This is a genomic window from Streptomyces sp. NPDC001093 (assembly GCF_040298985.1).
GTDB lineage: Bacteria > Actinomycetota > Actinomycetes > Streptomycetales > Streptomycetaceae > Streptomyces.
The window spans coordinates 55,085-71,590 of record NZ_JBEPBF010000008.1 but is presented as its reverse complement, the minus strand read 5'-3'; the positions used below and the strand labels follow the sequence as shown (position 1 = coordinate 71,590).

Sequence of the window (16,506 nt, the reverse complement as noted above, 5' to 3'; positions counted from 1 at the left end):
CCGCGGCCCGGCCAGGTTATCCACAGGCAACCCACCGCACCGGTTCTGGCCAGTAATCTCGCCCGCATGGAGCAGAGGCATCTCGGCCGTACCGGCCTGCGTGTGTCCCGGATCGGACTCGGCACCCTCACCTGGGGCCGGGACACCGACGAGCACGACGCCGCGGACATGCTGAAGGCGTTCTGGGAAGCCGGCGGCACCCTGGTCGACACCGCGGACGTGTACGGCAACGGCGAGGCGGAGTACCTGCTCGGTCAGCTGATGGACGGCCTGGTGCCGCGCCGGGACCTGGTGCTCTCCACCAAGGCCGGCAGCGTCCCCGACCCCGACCGCCGTTTCGACGGCTCCCGCGGCCATCTGCTCGCCGCCCTCGACGCCTCCCTGGCCCGCCTGGGCACGGACTACGTCGACGTGTGGCACATCCACGCCTTCGACCCCGGGACCCCACTGGAGGAGACCCTCCAGGCCCTGGACATAGCGGTCAGCAGCGGCCGCGCCCGGTACGCAGGCGTCTCCAACTTCTGCGGCTGGCAGCTCGCCAAGGCCGCGACCTGGCAGCTCGCGGCGCCGGGCATGCGCACGCGACTGGCCAGCACGCAGATGGAGTACTCACTGCTGCAGCGGGGCGTGGAACGGGAAGTGCTGCCCGCCGCGCTGGATCTCGGGGTCGGGCTGCTGCCCTCCTCCCCGCTCGGCCGGGGCGTGCTCACCGCCAAGTACCGGCACACCACTCCCCCGGACTCGCGCGGCGCCTCCGAGCACCTGGCGCCGTTCGTCGAGCCCTACCTGGACGACACGGCGACCCGGATCGTGGACGCGGTGACGACGGCCGCCGACGGACTCGCCGTGACCCCGCTCCAGGTGGCCCTCGCCTGGGTCCGGGACCGGCCCGGCGTGGCCGCGCCGATCGTCGGCGCGCGCACCGCGCAGCAGCTCACGGCGGCATTGTCAGTGGAGGCCCTTAGTCTTCCTGACGAGATCTGCCGGGCGCTGGACGATGTGTCGGCGCCCGTGCACCGCTATCCCGATCACGACTGGAGCACGCTGTGAGCACGGAGCCGGAGACCACGGAGAAGGCCGGGCCGGGGACACCGGACACACCCGAGGGCCCGGGTGGGGCGGCCGCGTCCGGGGCGAGCCGTGCGAACGGCCTTGCGGCGAGCGGCACCGAGGGCCGGAGCGGCGCGGGGGCGAGCGCGGTCGGGGGCGGAGGCCGGAGCGGGGACGGCGCGGGCGGCGGCGAGGAGGCGGGCGCCGAGGGGGCAGCGATCGCGGACGGCACCGAGGGCGCCGAAGAGGCGGCGGGCTCGGGCGGCGGCGAGGGCGCAGAGGCAGACTCCACCCGGCGGTCCGAGGCCGAGGGCGAAGGCGCCGACTCCCTCCAGCCGTCCAAGCCCGGGGCCGGAAGCGAGGGCGCCGGCCCTGCCCAGTTGTCCGAGGCCGAGGCCGAGTTGGCTGCGCAGCGGCTCGAGCGGGAGCGGATCGCGCGGCGTAAGGCCGAGAAGCAGGGGCCGATCGAGAGCGGCGCCAAGCTGAGCGGCAAGGCGGCCGACCTGCTCGCGGCGGTGCGGGCGATGGAGAGCGGCGAAAAGCCGGCGGCCACGGTCTTCGCCGAGCCCGCACGCGCGCCGCGCCGCCCGGCCCCGGAACCCGTACCCCGACCGCAGCCCGCGCCGGCCCCGGCCGCCGCCCCGGCACCGGAGACGGTGGAGGACGTACGCCGGGTGCTGGCCGAAGGCGGTGCGCCCGAGGCCCTGGCTCCCCAGGTGGCCGCGGCACTGGGCGAGGGCGCCGATGCGGCGCTGCGCGAGGACCCCTGGCAGCTGCTGCGGATCAGCGGCGTACGGCCCGACCAGGCCGACGGCTTCGCCCGCGCCCTGCTCGGCGCCGCCTGCGGCCCGGGCGACGAGCGGCGGGCTCGTGCGCTCACCGTCTGGCTGCTGGAGCAGGCGGCCCTGGCCGGGCACACCGCGCTGGAACTGCCCACGCTCACCGCGGCGCTGGGCAAGCAGGGCGTCCCGGACCCGGACGCGGCGGTGCAGAGCACGCTCGCGGAGGGCGAGGCCCTGGCGTTCCAGGACGCCCTGGAGGAACCGGGAGCCGGCGCGGCGCAGGAGGCGGAAGAGGGCGCGGACGAGGAGGAGCGGCCGGTGCGGGTCCTCGTCGGCCTGGAGCGGTACGCACTGGCCGAGGAGAGCCTCGCCGACGGCCTGGCCCGGCTGGTCAACTCGCTGCCCAAGGAGACCGAGCAGGCCTGGCAGGCGGCGGTCGACGCCGCCTCCGGCGGCGCGGCCGAGCTGGTCCGCGCGGTCGCCGGGCACGGCCTGGTGCTGCACACCGGCGGGGAGGCGGCCCGCGCCGAACCGGCCGCGCTGCTCGGTGCCGCCCGCACCGCGGGCCTGCGGGCCTTCGCCGTCTGCCACACCCCCGACGGACGCCACCGCCTCGCCGCCCTGCTGGGCACGGACCCGGCGGAGCACAGCGTGGGCACGACCGCCGGTCTGCTGTCCGGCGCCGAGGGACCGGGCCGGGACACGGACGGCGCGCTGGAACTCGATCTGCTGGTCGTGCTGGACGCGCCGCAGCTCGACGTGGAGAGCGCCGCCATGCTGGTGGAGTCGCTGTCCGACGGGGCCCGGCTGGTGCTCAGCGGCGACCCGGCGGTGCTGTGGTCGGCCGGACCGGGGCGGGTCTTCGCCGATCTGCTCGCCGCCCGCGTCTGCCCGCAGCTCGCCTCCCGCATCCCCGACCTGGGCCCGATCGGCGAGCTGGTCTCCGGCATCGGCGTCGGCGAGCTGAACCAGGTCGCCGCCCCGGGCAAGGAGATCGTCATCGTCCCGGTGCGGGACGCGGGCGAGGCCGTGCACCGGACCGTCCAGCTGGTCGCCGACTCGGTGCCGCGGGCGCTCGGTGTCCCGGCCGACCAGACCGTGGTGATCACCCCCGGGCACGGCGGCGCCGCGGGCACCCGCGCCCTCAACTCCGCGCTGAAGGAGCGCCTCAACCCCGGCCCGGGCCGCTTCGGCGGCTTCGACCCCGGCGACCGGATCGCCTACTCCCCCGCCCCGGGCCGTACGGTGCCGGGCACGGTGGTGAAGGCCGACGCGGACGGGCTGCACCTGTCGTGCGCGGGCACGGCGGTGGTCGTACCGCGCGAGCGGGTGGAGGGCGCCGTACGGCACGGGTGGGCGCTGACCGCACACCAGGCGGTGGGCGCGCGCTGGCCGGCGGCGGTCGTCGTGCTGCCCGGCGACGCCGCGCAGGCGCTCAGCAGACCCTGGGTGTACACGGCCTTCGGCCGGGCGGAGCGGCATCTGTCGGTGGTCCACGGTGTGGAACAGGCCCTGCCGAAGGCGGTGGCGGAGACGCCGGCGAAGCCCCGCACGACGCGCCTGCAGACGCTGCTGCGGGTGTGAATCTCCTTCCGCCGCGACGCCGACCAGCCTCGACGGCGGAATCCGGCGGTGCCGAAGCGGCCTCAGGCCGCCCCGGCACCGCCGGCCCCGCTCACTTCTCGGCGTCCAGCGGCTCCAGGTCCTCGTCCTCGGCCTGGTCGTCGTCCGCGTCCTCGTCCTCGTCTTCTTCGAACCCGAGATCGTCCTCTTCGTCGGACTCGTCCTCGTCGTCGAAGACGGCGCTGACGTCGAAGCGGCACACCACCCCTTGCGGATCGAAGTGCTCGAAGGGCGCCTCCAGCCACTCCCCCGCCTCGGGCGCCTCGTCCGCGGCGGTGACCCAGAGCGTGGAGTCGCCCTCCTCCAGGCCGAACTCCTTGTGCCGGGAAGCGATCTCGTCCGGTTCGAACTCGCCGAAGAGGATGCCCAGCGCGCCCGGAACCGTGCCGGCGGCGTCCTCGGCCAGGCCGCCCGCGGCCTCGTACTCCGCCGCCTCGACCCGCTGGGCCTGCGCCAGCAGTCGCTGGGGTTCCACCACGGCGTAGTCGCGGCGGATCAGCACGCTGATCGCGTTCGGTTCCTCGGGACCCGCGTACGGCGGCAGCTCCTCCGCACCGGGGATCTCGAAGGGCGTGACCTCGTCGTAGCGGTCGTAGAGCAGCTCGTCGTACACCTCGGCGGCCGCGGCCAGCTGGTTGAACGCCTCCAAGACCGCCGGGTCGTCCTCACCCGACCTGCGTTCGACCGCGGCCAGATGACGGTCGAGCGCGGTCTTGACCGCCTCGGCGGCGGCGCGTACCTCGGCAGCGGTGGGCTGCGCAGCATCAGACATAGTGCAGACGCTATCCGTACCGGGCCCCAGCCCGCACAATAGATGCGATGCCGGAATACGAATTTGTCGACGTGTACGTGCCTCGCGGGGTGTCCCGCAAGGAGGCCACACGCCTGCTGACGGACCATGCCGAGTACGGACACTGGGAGTTGGACCGACTGAGCCTGCTGCGCGACGGCAGCCGAAGGGTGCGCCTGCGCCGGCGGATCATCCGCCAGGTGCGTGCCACGTGGTGAGGTCGGCGAGCTGAACCGGAGCGGGCCCCGTCTGTCATGGCGGGGCCCGCTCCGTTCACCGCATCCCGTACCCGGGGCTGCCGGCTACGAGGTGGCCCGGGCCTTGCGGTAGAGCACCGCGCCCGCGAGCAGCGCGCCCGCTCCGACCGGCAGCACGAGGTCCAGCGGCAGCTCGCTGCCGGTGTGCGCGAGCTGGGCGTTGGTCAGAGGCTGGGCGGAGCGGCCGCCGTGCTGCTCGACCTGGGTGGACCCGTGGTGTCCCTGGGGCGTGTGACCGCCCTGGCCGGGCGGGGTGGTCGGGCCGCCCGGATGACCCGGCTGCCCGGGGTGCCCCGGGTGGCCGGGGTGTCCCGGATGGCCGGGGTGCCCCGGGTGTCCAGGATGGCCAGGGTGTCCCGGATGGCCGGGGTGTCCCGGCTGCCCGGGCGGGTTGCCGTGGCCGCCGCCCGGCGGCTGGCTGGAGTGACCGCCGCCTCCGTTGGCGCAGTCGTTGCCCGCGGTGGCGTTGCCGACCCCGATGACGTTCACGCTGTTGCCGCAGACGTTCACCGGAACGTCGATCGGCGCCTGGACGGTGTTGCCGGAGCCGACGCCGGGTGAGCCGGCGGTGTGGCCGCCCGCGTGCGAGCCGCCGGAGCCGCCGTGGCCCCCGGACGTGCCGCCGTGGTTGGCGCAGCTGTTGCCCACCGCCGGGTTGAGCAGCCCGACGACGTTCACGGTGTTGCCGCACACGTTCACCGGCACATGCACCGGCGCCTGCACCGTGTTGCCGGACAGTACGCCGGGCGAGCCGGCGGCGGTGCCGAACGCGCCCGCGTCGGCGTGGGCGTAGCCGCTTGCGGCGGCGATCACACCCGTGGCCGCCGCCATGGTCATCAGGCCCTTACGGGTGCCCTGTCGCATTTCCGTTGTTCCCCTGCCTTCGATCCTGCTGTGCGTGCCTCGCGGTGGCGTGGCGCGCCCGGTCCTCGCGGACCGTGCCGCCACGCAAGAGGCCGGTCGGCCCCGGAACGCATGGCACGCGCTCCGGGGCCGGCGGCTCGAAAATGACGCCCCCCTCAGGAGGTCGTCGTCAGTCGTTGAAGCACTTGTTGCCGAAGGCGGGGTTCAGGAGCCCGATCACGTTGACCGTGTTGCCGCAGACGTTCACCGGGACGTGCACGGGCACCTGCACGACGTTGCCGGAGACGACACCCGGGGAGTGCACGGCGGCACCCTGAGCACCCGAGTCGGCGACGGCGAGGCCCGCGCCCGCGAGAACCAGCCCACCGGTGGCAGCCGCAGCAGCGACGACCTTCTTGATCATTATTCCTCCTTGTTGGCAAAGCGACCCCAAGGTGCGGAGTCACATCACCTGTAACGAGGAGGAACTAATGAAGCTACGAACCGATCGTCGCATTCACCCGTTCCAGTCGATCTCGTACGAGCGCCCGAATATCTGGGCCGTCTCGGCCCAGAACCTCACGATGCGTCGATGAACCGGTCGAGGACCCGAACGCCGAACCGCAGCCCGTCCACCGGCACCCGCTCGTCCACGCCGTGGAACATGCCGGCGAAGTCCAGCTCCGGCGGCAGCTTCAGCGGGGCGAAGCCGAAGCCGCGGATGCCGAGATCGTCGAAGGACTTGGCGTCGGTGCCGCCGGAGAGCATGTAGGGGATCGCCTTGGCCGTGGGGTCCTCGGCGAGCAGCGCGGACTGCATGGCCTCCACCAGCGCCCCGTCGAAGGTGGTCTCGACCGCCTTGTCGGTGTGCACGTCCTCGCGGCGGACGTGCGGTCCGAGCAGCCGGTCGAGGTCGCCGAGGAACTCCTCCTCGTAGCCGGGCAGGAAGCGGCCGTCGATGTGCGCGGTGGCCTCGCCCGGGATGACGTTGACCTTGTAACCGGCGTTGAGCTGGGTGGGGTTGGCGGTGTTGCTGAGGGTGGCGCCGATGAACTTGGCGATGCCGCCGAGCCGGAGCAGGGTGGACTCCATGTCCTCCGGGTCCAGTTCGGTGCCGAGCGCGTCGCCCAGCTCGTCGAGGAACGCCCGGGTGGTCTTGGTGACCCGCACCGGGAACCGGTGCCGGCCGACCCGGGCCACGGCCTCGGACAGCTCGGTGATGGCGTTGTCGCGGTGGATCATCGAGCCGTGCCCGGCGGTGCCGGCCACGGTCAGCTTCATCCAGTGCATGCCCTTCTCGGCCGTCTGGATCAGGTAGAGCCGGCGCTGCTCGTTCACGGTGAACGAGAAGCCTCCGACCTCGCTGATCGCCTCCGTGACGCCCTCGAACAGCCCGGGGTGGCGGTCGACCAGGTGGCGGGCGCCGTACGTGCCGCCCGCCTCCTCGTCGGCGAGGAAGGCGAGCACGATGTCGCGCGGGGGCCGCCGCCCGCTCCTGAGCCGGTCGCGCACGACCGCGAGAGTCATGGCGTCCATGTCCTTCATGTCGACGGCCCCGCGCCCCCACACGCACCCGTCGGCGACCTCGCCGGAGAACGGGTCGTGGGTCCAGTCCGCGGCGTTGGCCGGTACGACGTCCAGGTGGCCGTGGATCAGCAGCGCGGGCCGGGACGGGTCCTCCCCCTCGACGCGGGCCACCGTCGAGGCGCGCCCCGGGTGCGACTCGAAGACCTTCGGTTCGAGACCGACCTCGGCGAGCTTCTCCGCGACCCACTCGGCCGCCTTGCGCTCGCCGGGGCCCGAGTGGTCGCCGTAGTTGCTGGTGTCGAACCGGATCAGCTCGCGGCAGAGGTCCACGACCTCGTCCTCGCCGGTGACGCTCCTGGCCGTGTCCGTCTCGCTCACGTGCTTCCTCCCGCGCTGTCGCTGCTGGTGGTCCTCCTCATCCTCCCTCTCCCCCGCCCGCCGCCCAAGACCGGTCCCGGCCCGTCACACGCCGTTCACGCACGACGCGCTCCGGGGGCCGGGGGGTGATCAGCCACCCCCGAAAGCCTGGTAATGTTTCCTTCGTCGCCGCGAGGGAAACCCCGCCGAAAGGGATCCCCGAGCACGACAGACACCTTGTCCGGGTGGCGGAATGGCAGACGCGCTAGCTTGAGGTGCTAGTGCCCTTTATCGGGCGTGGGGGTTCAAGTCCCCCCTCGGACACCAGTGAGGGCCCCTGCTCAGCAGGGGCCCTCTGCTTTTCCGGTTTCCCAGGAGCTCGCGGGAGCGCCAACTGCCCCGGAGTGACCGCCCCTTGACGGTGTGTGTGGGCCATCTCTCGTCCGGCGCGGAGATCGGCAGGTCAGCGGGCCGGGGCCGGGTCTGCGTACTCACCCGAACGGGCCTTTCGAGCGGCTCGGCACAGGGCCGGAGCATAACGTCGTACTAATATTTCCGGCTTGTCACCCAGCCGGACCCGACGTGAGGACCCGATGGCAGCCATAGACGAGAGCAGCGCTCTCGGCCTGCTCGACGAAGAGATCCGCACGCAGTTCGGCGACCGGGCCCGCTTCTCCGCGCGCCCCGCGGCGTCGCCGCGCACGCTGGTCGACGTCTTCGACGCGACCGTGCGGTCCCATCCGGACGAGCCGGCACTGGACGACGGCACGACGTGTCTGACCTACCGTGCGCTGGCCGGCGAGGTGGAGCGGCTGCGGCGGCGGCTCGCCGGTGCGGGCGTCGGGCTCGGGGACCGGGTCGGTGTGCGGGTCCCCTCGGGGACCAACGAGCTCTACGTCGCGGTCCTCGCCGTGCTCGCCGCCGGTGCCGCCTATGTCCCGGTCGACGCCGAGGACCCGGACGAGCGGGCGGAGTTGGTGTTCGGGGAGGCTGAGGTACGGGCCGTCGTCGGGGCCGGGCACACCATCACCGTCCAGGGCGCCTCCGGCACCGTCGCGGGCACGTCCGGCGCCCTCCAGAGCACCTCCCGCTCCTCCGCCGCGCGGCCCGGCGCCGAGCAGGACGCCTGGATCATCTTCACCTCCGGGTCCACCGGGAAGCCCAAGGGCGTCGCCGTCACCCATCGCAGCGCCGCCGCCTTCGTGGACGCCGAGGCGGCCCTGTTCCTCACGGAGGAGCCGATCGGGCCCGGCGACCGGGTGATGGCCGGACTCTCCGTCGCCTTCGACGCCTCCTGTGAGGAGATGTGGCTGGCCTGGCGGTACGGCGCCTGTCTGGTGCCGGTGCCCCGGTCGCAGGTCAGGAGCGGTGCCGATCTCGGGCCGTGGCTGGTCGAGCAGGAGATCACCGTCGTCTCGACCGTGCCCACGCTGGCCGCGCTGTGGGAGCCGGAGACGCTCAACGACGTACGCCTGCTGATCTTCGGCGGCGAGGCCTGCCCGCCCGAGCTGGCGCAGCGGCTGGTCACCGAGGGGCGCGAGGTGTGGAACACCTACGGCCCGACCGAGGCGACCGTCGTGGCCTGTGCGGCACTGCTGACCGGTGCGGAGCCCATCAGGATCGGGCTGCCGCTCGACGGGTGGGAGCTCGCCGTCGTCGACGAGGCCGGTGAGCCGGTACCCATGGGGGCGAGCGGGCAGCTCGTGATCGGCGGGGTCGGGCTCGCGCGCTACCTCGATCCCGAGAAGGACGCCGAGAAGTACGCGCCGCTGCACTCGCTGGGCTGGGAGCGGGCCTATCGCAGTGGTGACCTGGTCAGGGCCGAGCCCGAGGGGCTGATCTTCCTGGGCCGGGCCGACGAGCAGATCAAGCTGGGCGGGCGGCGGATCGAGCTCGGTGAGGTGGATGCCGCGCTGCAGGCCCTGCCCGGGGTCGCCGGGGCCGCGGCCGCCGTGCGCACCGCCCGCGGCGGCAATCAGCTCCTCGTCGGTTACGTGGTCACCCAGGAGGGCTGGGACCGTGCCGCCGCCGTCGAGGAGCTGCGCGCCGGGCTGCCCGCCGCGCTGGTGCCGCTGCTCGCGCCCGTCGCCGAGCTGCCGACCCGGACGTCCGGCAAGGTGGACCGCAACGCCCTGCCGTGGCCCCTGGAGGGCGTCGAAGCGCCCAAGGCCGAGCTGTACGGCACCGAGGCCTGGCTCGCCGAGCAGTGGGCGGAGGTCCTGGGCATCCCGGTGACCAGCGCCCAGGACGACTTCTTCGCGATCGGCGGCGGCTCGCTGGCCGCCGCCCAGCTCACCACCCGGCTGCGCACCCGCTACCCGAGCGCCGCCGTCCTCGACATCTACCAGCAGCCCGTCCTGCGCAAGCTGGCCCGGCGGCTGGAGGCCTCGGCACAGGACGACGGAGGGGCCCGCACCATCGCGCCGGTCCCGGTCCGCGCCCAGGCCGTGCAGCTCCTGCTGCTGCTTCCGCTGTTCACCCTGCTCGGGCTGCGCTGGACGGTGGTCCTGGCCGCCGTCGGGAACCTGCTGCCCGGCTACTCCTGGCTGCCGACCGCCCCCTGGTGGCTGCTCGCGGCCGGTGCGCTGCTGCTTTTCACGCCGCCCGGCCGGATCGCGCTCGCGGCGGGCGGGGCGCGGCTGCTGCTGCGGGGCGTGGCGCCCGGCCGGTACCCGCGTGGTGGAGGCGTGCATCTGCGGCTGTGGGCGGCCGAGCGGCTGGCCGAGTTCAGCGGGGCCACCTCGCTGACCGGGTCCTGGCTGGAGCGGTATGCCCGTGCGCTGGGTGCGAAGGTCGGGCCCGAGGTGGACCTGCACTCGCTGCCGCCGGTCACCGGCATGCTCAAGCTGGGCCGGGGCGCGGCCGTGGAGTCCGAGGTCGACCTGTCCGGACACTGGCTGGACGGCGACCGGCTGGAGATCGGGCCGGTCAAGGTCGGCGCGCACGCCACCGTCGGCACCCGCAGCATGCTCTTCCCGGGCGCCCGCGTCGGCAAGCGGGCCGAGGTGGCCCCCGGCTCGGCGGTCGGCGGGCAGATCCCGACCGGCCAGCGCTGGGCGGGCGCGCCCGCGGTCAAGCTCGGCAAGGCCAAACGCACCTGGCCGAAGGAGCGGCCGCGGCGGGGCACGTACTGGCGGGTGATGTACGGCGTCACCGGCCTGGCGCTGAGTTCGCTGCCGCTGGTGGCGGGGGTGGCCGCGCTGCTGGTCGCCCGTCTCTTCGTGGCACCCGGGGGCTCGCTGCCCCAGGCGCTGCGCGGGGCCGCGCTCGGGCTGGTGCCGGCCACGCTCGCCTACGGGCTGGCGTACGCGCTGCTGATCCTGGTCGCCGTACGCGTGCTCAGTCTGCGGCTGCGCGAGGGCACGCATCCGACGCACAGCCGGGTCGGCTGGCAGGCGTGGACCGTGACGCAGCTGATGGACCGGTCCCGGGAGACGCTGTTCCCGCTGTACGCGGGGCTGGTCACGCCGGTGTGGCTGCGGCTGCTGGGGATGCGGATCGGGCGGCGGGCCGAGGTGTCGACGGTGCTCGCGCTGCCGAGCCTGACCACGGTCGGCGACGGGGCGTTCCTGGCGGACGACACGCTGACGGCGCCGTACGAGCTGGGCGGCGGCTGGATGCGGATCGGGCGCGCGGAGATCGGGCGGCGGGCCTTCCTCGGGAACTCCGGGATGACCGGGCCGGGCCGGAGCGTGCCGGACGGCGGTCTGGTCGGCGTGCTGTCGGCGACGCCGAAGAAGGCGAAGAAGGGCACCTCGTATCTGGGGCTGCCGCCGGTGAAGCTGCCGCGCAGTGCGGCCGGCGGGGATCAGAGCCGCACGTACGAGCCGCCCGCGCGGCTGCTGTGGGCGCGCGGTCTGGTGGAGCTGTGCCGGATCGTGCCGGTGCTGTGTTCGGCGGCGCTGGCCGCGGGGACGGTGGCGGTGCTGTGCGCGCTGGGGCCGTGGGCCTGGGCGCTGTCGGGTGCGGTGCTGCTGGGGGCGGGTGTGGCCGCGGCGGTCGTCTCGGTCCTCGCGAAGTGGCTGCTCGTGGGGCGGCACCGGGCCGGGGAGCATCCGCTGTGGAGTTCGTTCGTGTGGCGGAACGAGCTGGCGGACACGTTCGTCGAGGTGCTGGCGGTGCCGTGGCTGGCCGGGGCCGTGCCGGGGACGCCGGTGCTGACGGCGTGGCTGCGCGGGCTCGGCGCGCGCATCGGCAGGGGCGTGTGGGTGGAGAGCTACTGGCTGCCGGAGACGGACCTGGTGACCCTTCAGGACGCGGCGACCGTCAATCGTGGCTGTGTGCTGCAGACACACCTCTTCCACGACCGGATCTTGCGGACGGATACTGTGGTCCTCCGTGAGGGCGCCACGCTGGGCCCTGGCGGGATCGTGCTGCCCGGCAGCACGGTCGGGGCCCGTACGACCCTGGGGCCCGCGTCGCTCGTCATGGCGGCGGAGTCCGTCCCGGACGACACCCGCTGGCTCGGCAACCCGATCGAGGCATGGCGTCCCTGAACGCGGGCCATCCGGGTGCGGCCCCGGCACCCGGTGGTGGCACAGCGCAGGGAGCGGACACAGCAGTGGCAGTTCAGCAGTCGGTCGGCCGGGACCCGTACTTCCCGGACAACGGTGACTCCCGCTACCGGGTGCACCGCTACGAACTCGCGCTGGACTACCGCCCCGGTCCGAACCGGCTGTCCGGCACGGCCCGGATCAACGCCATAGCGGGCCATGCGCCGCTCACGGAATTCGAGCTCAACCTGGCCGACTTCAGGATCGGCCGGGTGCGGGTGGACGGCCGGCCGCCGCACTTCACGCACCGCGGCGGACGGCTGCGGATCCGCCCGGCCAAGCCCGTCCGGGCCGGCGCCGCGTTCACGGTGGAGGTCCACTGGTCCGGCAACCCCAGGCCGGTGGCCAGCCCGTGGGGCGGGCTCGGCTGGGAGGAGCTGGCGGACGGCGCGCTGGTGGCGAGCCAGCCGGTCGGGGCGCCGTCCTGGTACCCGTGCAACGACCGGCCCGCCGACAAGGCGTCCTACCAGATCTCGGTCACCGTCCCGTCCGCGTACGCGGTGGTCACGGGCGGGCGCCTGCTGACCCGTACGACGAAGGCCTCCACGACGACGTGGGTGTACGAGCAGTCCGCGCCCACGTCCAGTTATCTGGTCGGCCTGGCGATCGGCCGGTTCCAGACGGTGCTGCTGGGCGATCCGGGCCCGGGGGGCGTGCCGCAGCACGGGCACATCCCGGCGCGGCTGCTGCCCGAGTTCTCCCGGGACTTCGCGCGGCAGCCGGCGATGATGGAGCTGTTCCAGGAGCTGTTCGGGCCGTACCCGTTCGACGGTTACGCGGTCGCGGTGACCGAGGAGGAGCTCGATGTGCCGGTCGAGGCACAGGGGTTGTCGCTGTTCGGCTCCAACCACGTGGACGGCGCCCGGGGTTCGGAGCGGCTGGTGGCGCACGAGCTGGCGCACCAGTGGTTCGGCAACTGCGTGTCCATCGCCGACTGGCGGCACATCTGGCTGAACGAGGGCTTCGCCAAGTACGCGGAGTGGCTGTGGTCCGAGCGCTCCGGCGGCCGCAGCGCCCAGCAACTGGCCGCCGCCGCACACCGGTTGCTGGCCACGCTGCCGCAGGACCTCAGGCTGGCCGACCCGGGCCGCAAGGCGATGTTCGACGACCGGCTCTACGAGCGGGGCGGCGTGACCCTGCACGCGGTGCGCTGCGCGCTGGGCGACGACGCGTTCTTCCACATGCTGCGCGGATGGGTGCGGCTGCACCGGAACGGCTCGGTGACGACGGAGACGTTCACCGCGCACGTGGCCCGGTTCACGGACGAGTCGCCGGCCGGGCTGTTCCAGGAGTGGGTCTACGGGACGAAGCTGCCGCCGCTGCCAGTGCTCCGGAACGTTCCGTAGAGGTTTGCCCGGATCCATGAAGGTTTTTCTAAACTTGAAGGGTGGCCCGGCCCAATGACGAGGTCGAGGCGCTCCTGCGGGAGTACGCGGACCTCATCGCGATCACGGGAGGCGACGCCTTCAAGGCGCGCGCCTACGAGAAGGCGGCGCGTGCCATCGGCGGCTATCCGGCCGACATCTCCAAGCTGGACGAGGGCGGCCTGAAGGAGATCCCGAACGTGGGGAAGTCGATCGCCGACAAGGTGGCCGAGTACCTGCGCACGGGGAAGATGGCGGTGGTCGAGGAGCGCCGGGCGAAGATCCCCGCCGGGGTGCGGGAGCTGATCACGATCCCCACCCTGGGCCCGAAGAAGGCGCTGCGGCTCTACGAGGACCTGCACATCTCCTCGGTGAACGAGCTGGCCGCGGCGATCGAGGCGGACGCGCTGGCCGATCTGAAGGGCTTCGGCGAGAAGACGCAGGACAACATCCGCCACGGCATCGAGCTGCTCCAGCGGGCGGGCGCGCGGGTGCCGCTGTCGCTGGCCCTGGACACCGCCGAGGAGATCGTCGCGGAGCTGTCCGCGGTGACCGGGTGCAAGCGCTGCGCGTACGCCGGCTCGCTGCGCCGTATGCGGGAGACCGTCGGGGATCTGGACCTCCTGGTCGCGGCGAAGAGGTCGGAGGCGTTCATGGCGGCGCTGTGCGAGCTGCCGGCCACCGCGGAGGTCATCGCGCGGGGCTCGAAGAAGACGTCGATCCGCACGGGCAAGGGGCTCCAGGTGGATCTGCGGGTGGTGCCGCCGGAGTCGTGGGGTGCCGCGATGCAGTACTTCACCGGTTCGAAGGCGCACAACATCCGCACCCGTACCATCGCCGTGCACCAGGGGCTGAAGCTGTCCGAGTACGGCCTGTTCGACGCCGAGAGCGGGAAGTCGCTGGCCTCGCGCACCGAGGAGGAGGTGTACGCCCGGCTCGGGCTGCCGTGGATCGAGCCGGCGTTGCGGGAGGACCGCGGGGAGATCGAGGCGGCCCTGCACGGCGAGCTGCCCGAGGTGGTGACCGAGAAGGACATCCGCGGCGACCTGCACACCCACACCGATCTCACCGACGGGCTGGCTCCGCTGGAGGAGATGGTGGCGGCGGCCGCCGAGCGCGGCTACGCGTACTACGCCGTCACGGACCACGCACCCAACCTGTACATGCAGCGCATGACCGACGAGAAGATCCTCGCCCAGCGGGAGCGGGTGCGGGAGTTGGACGGCGCCCGCCACAGGATGCGGCTGCTGCACGGCACGGAGCTCAACATCGGCCCGGACGGCTCGGTGGACTGGCCGGAGGAGTTCCTGGCCGGCTTCGACCTGTGCGTGGCCTCGCTGCACTCGCACTTCGACCTGGGCCGGAAGGCGATGACGCGGCGGCTGGTGCGGGCCTGCGAGAACCCGTACGTCAACATCATCGGGCACCCGACGACCCGGCTGATCGGCAAGCGGGCGGGTGTCGACGCCGACTGGGACGAGGTGTTCGCGGCCTGCGCGCGCACCGGCACCGCGCTGGAGGTCAACGCCCAGCCGGACCGTCTCGACCTGCGCGACGAGGACATCCTGCGCGCCAGGGAGCACGGCGTGCGGTTCGCCGTGAACACCGACGCGCACTCCGTGCCGCATCTCACGCAGTTGCGCTACGGCGTCGGCACGGCGCAGCGGGGCTGGCTCACCCGGGACGACGTGATCAACACCTGGCCGCTGACGAGGCTGCGCCGTTTCCTGCGGAAGGGACGGAAGGGGAGGTGAGGGGAGGCGAGGGGCGTCATTCCCGGTCCAGCCACAGGGGTGACAGGTCCTCCTCCGTGTCGGCCGCTCCCACCGCCCTGATGTCCCCGTCCGCGGCGCGCAGCAGCCTGCGGCCCATGGCGATCAGGGCGCGTCCGGCGGCGAGTTCGTCGCCTATCTCCGGTACGTCGGGGTCGTAGGGGTTCCGGCGGGCCTCCGCATGGCTCTCCAGGACGTTGTCGCCGGTGTCCAGGATGATCCGGGCGGTGGTGTCGGGGTCGTGCTCGGACAGGTACAGGTTCAGCCGCCACTCCTTGACGGCCGGTGCACGGCTGGTCGTGGGTCGGGTCATGGTCCGCCACCTCGCTCCGCGGGTCGTGCCGCGATGGGCCGTGGGTCGTGTGCGGCGCCGTCGTGGCCCGAGCACAGCCCCGCGCCCCTTGCGGGGCACACAGTTCCAGCGCTTCTACTGTGCACCCCGGCACCAGCGGGCGCCTCCCCTCGGCCAGGCAGAATGTGGCCCATGGCCTCGCGCACCTGCCCCTGCGGACTCCCCCGGCCCTACGCCGCCTGCTGCGGCCGTTTCCACGCGGGGCCGGCCGCCGCGCCGACCGCCGAGCTGCTGATGCGGTCGCGGTACAGCGCGTTCGTGACGGGGGACGCGGGGTATCTGCTGCGCACCTGGCATCCGCGGACCCGGCCGGAGCGGCTGGACCTCGATCCGCGGATGAGGTGGACGGGGCTGGAGATCCTGGACACCACGGACGGGTCCGCCTTCCACAGCACGGGCACGGTGACCTTCCGCGCCTCCTACCGGGGCGGCTCGCTGCACGAGCGGAGCCGGTTCGAGCGGGTCGACGGGGCGTGGGTGTATGTGGACGGGGACTTCCTGGAATAGCTCCGGCTAGGGCGCCAGGATGTCCAGTTCCTGCAGGGCGCCCACGGTGATCTCCCTGGTCAGCTCCTCGGCGCGGGTCGCGTCGCCCGCCCGGACCGCCTCCGCCACCCGCACATGCAGGGTGACGGCGGCCGGGTCGGGGTCCTCGAACATGACCTCGTGATGGGTGCGGCCGGCCAGGACCTCCGCGACGACGTCGCCGAGCCGGGCGAACATCTCGTTGCCCGAGGCGTTCAGGATGACCCGGTGGAAGGCGATGTCGTGGACCAGGTACTCCTCCAGCTTGTGGCCGCGTGAGTTGGCGACCATGCCGAGCGCGCACCGGGTGAGTTCGGCGCACTGCTCCGCCGTGGCGTGCCTGGCGGCGAGGCCGGCCGCGACCGGTTCGACCGCGGAGCGCAGCACGGTCAGCGAGCGCAGTTGGTGCGGGCGGTCGGCGCCCGCGAGCCGCCAGCGGATGACCTGCGGGTCGTAGACGTTCCACTCGGACTTGGGGCGGACGGTGACGCCCACGCGGCGGCGGGACTCCACCAGATGCATCGACTCCAGCACGCGGACCGCCTCGCGCATCACGGAGCGGGACACCTCGAAGTGCTGGGCCAGTTCGTCGGTGCGCAGCACACTGCCGGGCGGGTACTCGCCCGCCGTGATCGCGGGGCCGAGGGTGTCCAGTACATGGCCGTGCAGCCCCCGGCCCGGTGTGGTCATGCACTCAGCGTACGGCGTGGA

13 protein-coding genes and 1 tRNA gene are annotated in these 16,506 nt (G+C 73.3%); 8 read left to right on the top strand and 6 right to left on the bottom strand.

Going from position 1 to position 16,506, the window contains the following annotated elements; genetic code table 11:
- Positions 1 to 66: 66 nt before the first annotated feature.
- A complete protein-coding gene (locus tag ABT288_RS06635) occupies positions 67 to 1,050 on the top strand; it encodes an aldo/keto reductase (protein WP_351603446.1) in 984 nt (327 codons plus the stop codon).
- On the top strand, positions 1,047 to 3,416 hold the full coding sequence (locus tag ABT288_RS06630; protein ID WP_351603444.1) for a helix-hairpin-helix domain-containing protein: 2,370 nt from the start codon (positions 1,047 to 1,049) through the stop codon (positions 3,414 to 3,416). Before ABT288_RS06635 ends, ABT288_RS06630 begins: the two co-directional genes overlap by 4 nt.
- A 91-nt stretch (positions 3,417 to 3,507) precedes the next feature.
- Here the strand turns inward: ABT288_RS06630 and ABT288_RS06625 are convergent, their stop codons facing one another.
- Complete coding sequence (locus ABT288_RS06625; RefSeq protein WP_351603442.1) at positions 3,508 to 4,227, bottom strand: hypothetical protein; 720 nt, start codon at positions 4,225 to 4,227, stop codon at positions 3,508 to 3,510.
- 47 nt (positions 4,228 to 4,274) lie between these two features.
- Here ABT288_RS06625 and ABT288_RS06620 point away from each other — a divergent pair, with 47 nt between their 5' ends.
- Positions 4,275 to 4,463, top strand: a complete 189-nt coding sequence (locus tag ABT288_RS06620) for a DUF5703 family protein (protein WP_014671721.1) — start codon at positions 4,275 to 4,277, stop codon at positions 4,461 to 4,463.
- Positions 4,464 to 4,547: 84 nt separating this feature from the next.
- Here the strand turns inward: ABT288_RS06620 and ABT288_RS06615 are convergent, their stop codons facing one another.
- From ABT288_RS06615 to ABT288_RS06605, 3 genes are all read right to left on the bottom strand, one after another.
- Complete coding sequence (locus ABT288_RS06615) at positions 4,548 to 5,366, bottom strand: chaplin (protein ID WP_351603440.1); 819 nt, start codon at positions 5,364 to 5,366, stop codon at positions 4,548 to 4,550.
- A gap of 169 nt (positions 5,367 to 5,535) precedes the next feature.
- The gene (gene chpH / locus ABT288_RS06610) at positions 5,536 to 5,769 is read right to left on the bottom strand and encodes a chaplin ChpH (RefSeq protein ID WP_351603438.1); all 234 of its coding nucleotides are present in this window, start codon (positions 5,767 to 5,769) and stop codon (positions 5,536 to 5,538) included.
- 155 nt (positions 5,770 to 5,924) lie between these two features.
- Positions 5,925 to 7,250 (bottom strand): M20/M25/M40 family metallo-hydrolase, encoded by a 1,326-nt coding sequence (locus tag ABT288_RS06605; protein ID WP_351603437.1) that lies wholly within the window; start codon positions 7,248 to 7,250, stop codon positions 5,925 to 5,927.
- 218 nt (positions 7,251 to 7,468) lie between these two features.
- On the opposite strand from ABT288_RS06605, the gene ABT288_RS06600 reads away from it, so the two are divergent.
- The 4 genes from ABT288_RS06600 (at position 7,469) to polX (ending at position 14,900) form a co-directional block, all read left to right on the top strand.
- Positions 7,469 to 7,556, top strand: a tRNA-Leu gene (locus tag ABT288_RS06600).
- A 266-nt stretch (positions 7,557 to 7,822) separates the two neighbouring features.
- Positions 7,823 to 11,725 (top strand): Pls/PosA family non-ribosomal peptide synthetase, encoded by a 3,903-nt coding sequence (locus tag ABT288_RS06595; RefSeq protein WP_351603435.1) that lies wholly within the window; start codon positions 7,823 to 7,825, stop codon positions 11,723 to 11,725.
- Between the two features lie 65 nt (positions 11,726 to 11,790).
- On the top strand, positions 11,791 to 13,128 hold the full coding sequence (locus ABT288_RS06590; protein ID WP_351603433.1) for a M1 family metallopeptidase: 1,338 nt from the start codon (positions 11,791 to 11,793) through the stop codon (positions 13,126 to 13,128).
- 41 nt (positions 13,129 to 13,169) lie between these two features.
- A complete protein-coding gene (gene polX, locus ABT288_RS06585) occupies positions 13,170 to 14,900 on the top strand; it encodes a DNA polymerase/3'-5' exonuclease PolX (protein WP_351603431.1) in 1,731 nt (576 codons plus the stop codon).
- A gap of 16 nt (positions 14,901 to 14,916) precedes the next feature.
- Here the strand turns inward: polX and ABT288_RS06580 are convergent, their stop codons facing one another.
- The gene (locus ABT288_RS06580) at positions 14,917 to 15,231 is read right to left on the bottom strand and encodes a dsRBD fold-containing protein (protein WP_351603429.1); all 315 of its coding nucleotides are present in this window, start codon (positions 15,229 to 15,231) and stop codon (positions 14,917 to 14,919) included.
- Positions 15,232 to 15,402: 171 nt separating this feature from the next.
- Between ABT288_RS06580 and ABT288_RS06575 the strand changes: the two genes are divergently transcribed.
- Positions 15,403 to 15,777 (top strand): YchJ family protein, encoded by a 375-nt coding sequence (locus ABT288_RS06575; protein ID WP_351603427.1) that lies wholly within the window; start codon positions 15,403 to 15,405, stop codon positions 15,775 to 15,777.
- Between the two features lie 6 nt (positions 15,778 to 15,783).
- On the opposite strand, the gene ABT288_RS06570 is transcribed toward ABT288_RS06575, so the two are convergent.
- Complete coding sequence (locus ABT288_RS06570) at positions 15,784 to 16,485, bottom strand: FadR/GntR family transcriptional regulator (protein ID WP_351603425.1); 702 nt, start codon at positions 16,483 to 16,485, stop codon at positions 15,784 to 15,786.
- Positions 16,486 to 16,506 lie beyond the last annotated feature (21 nt).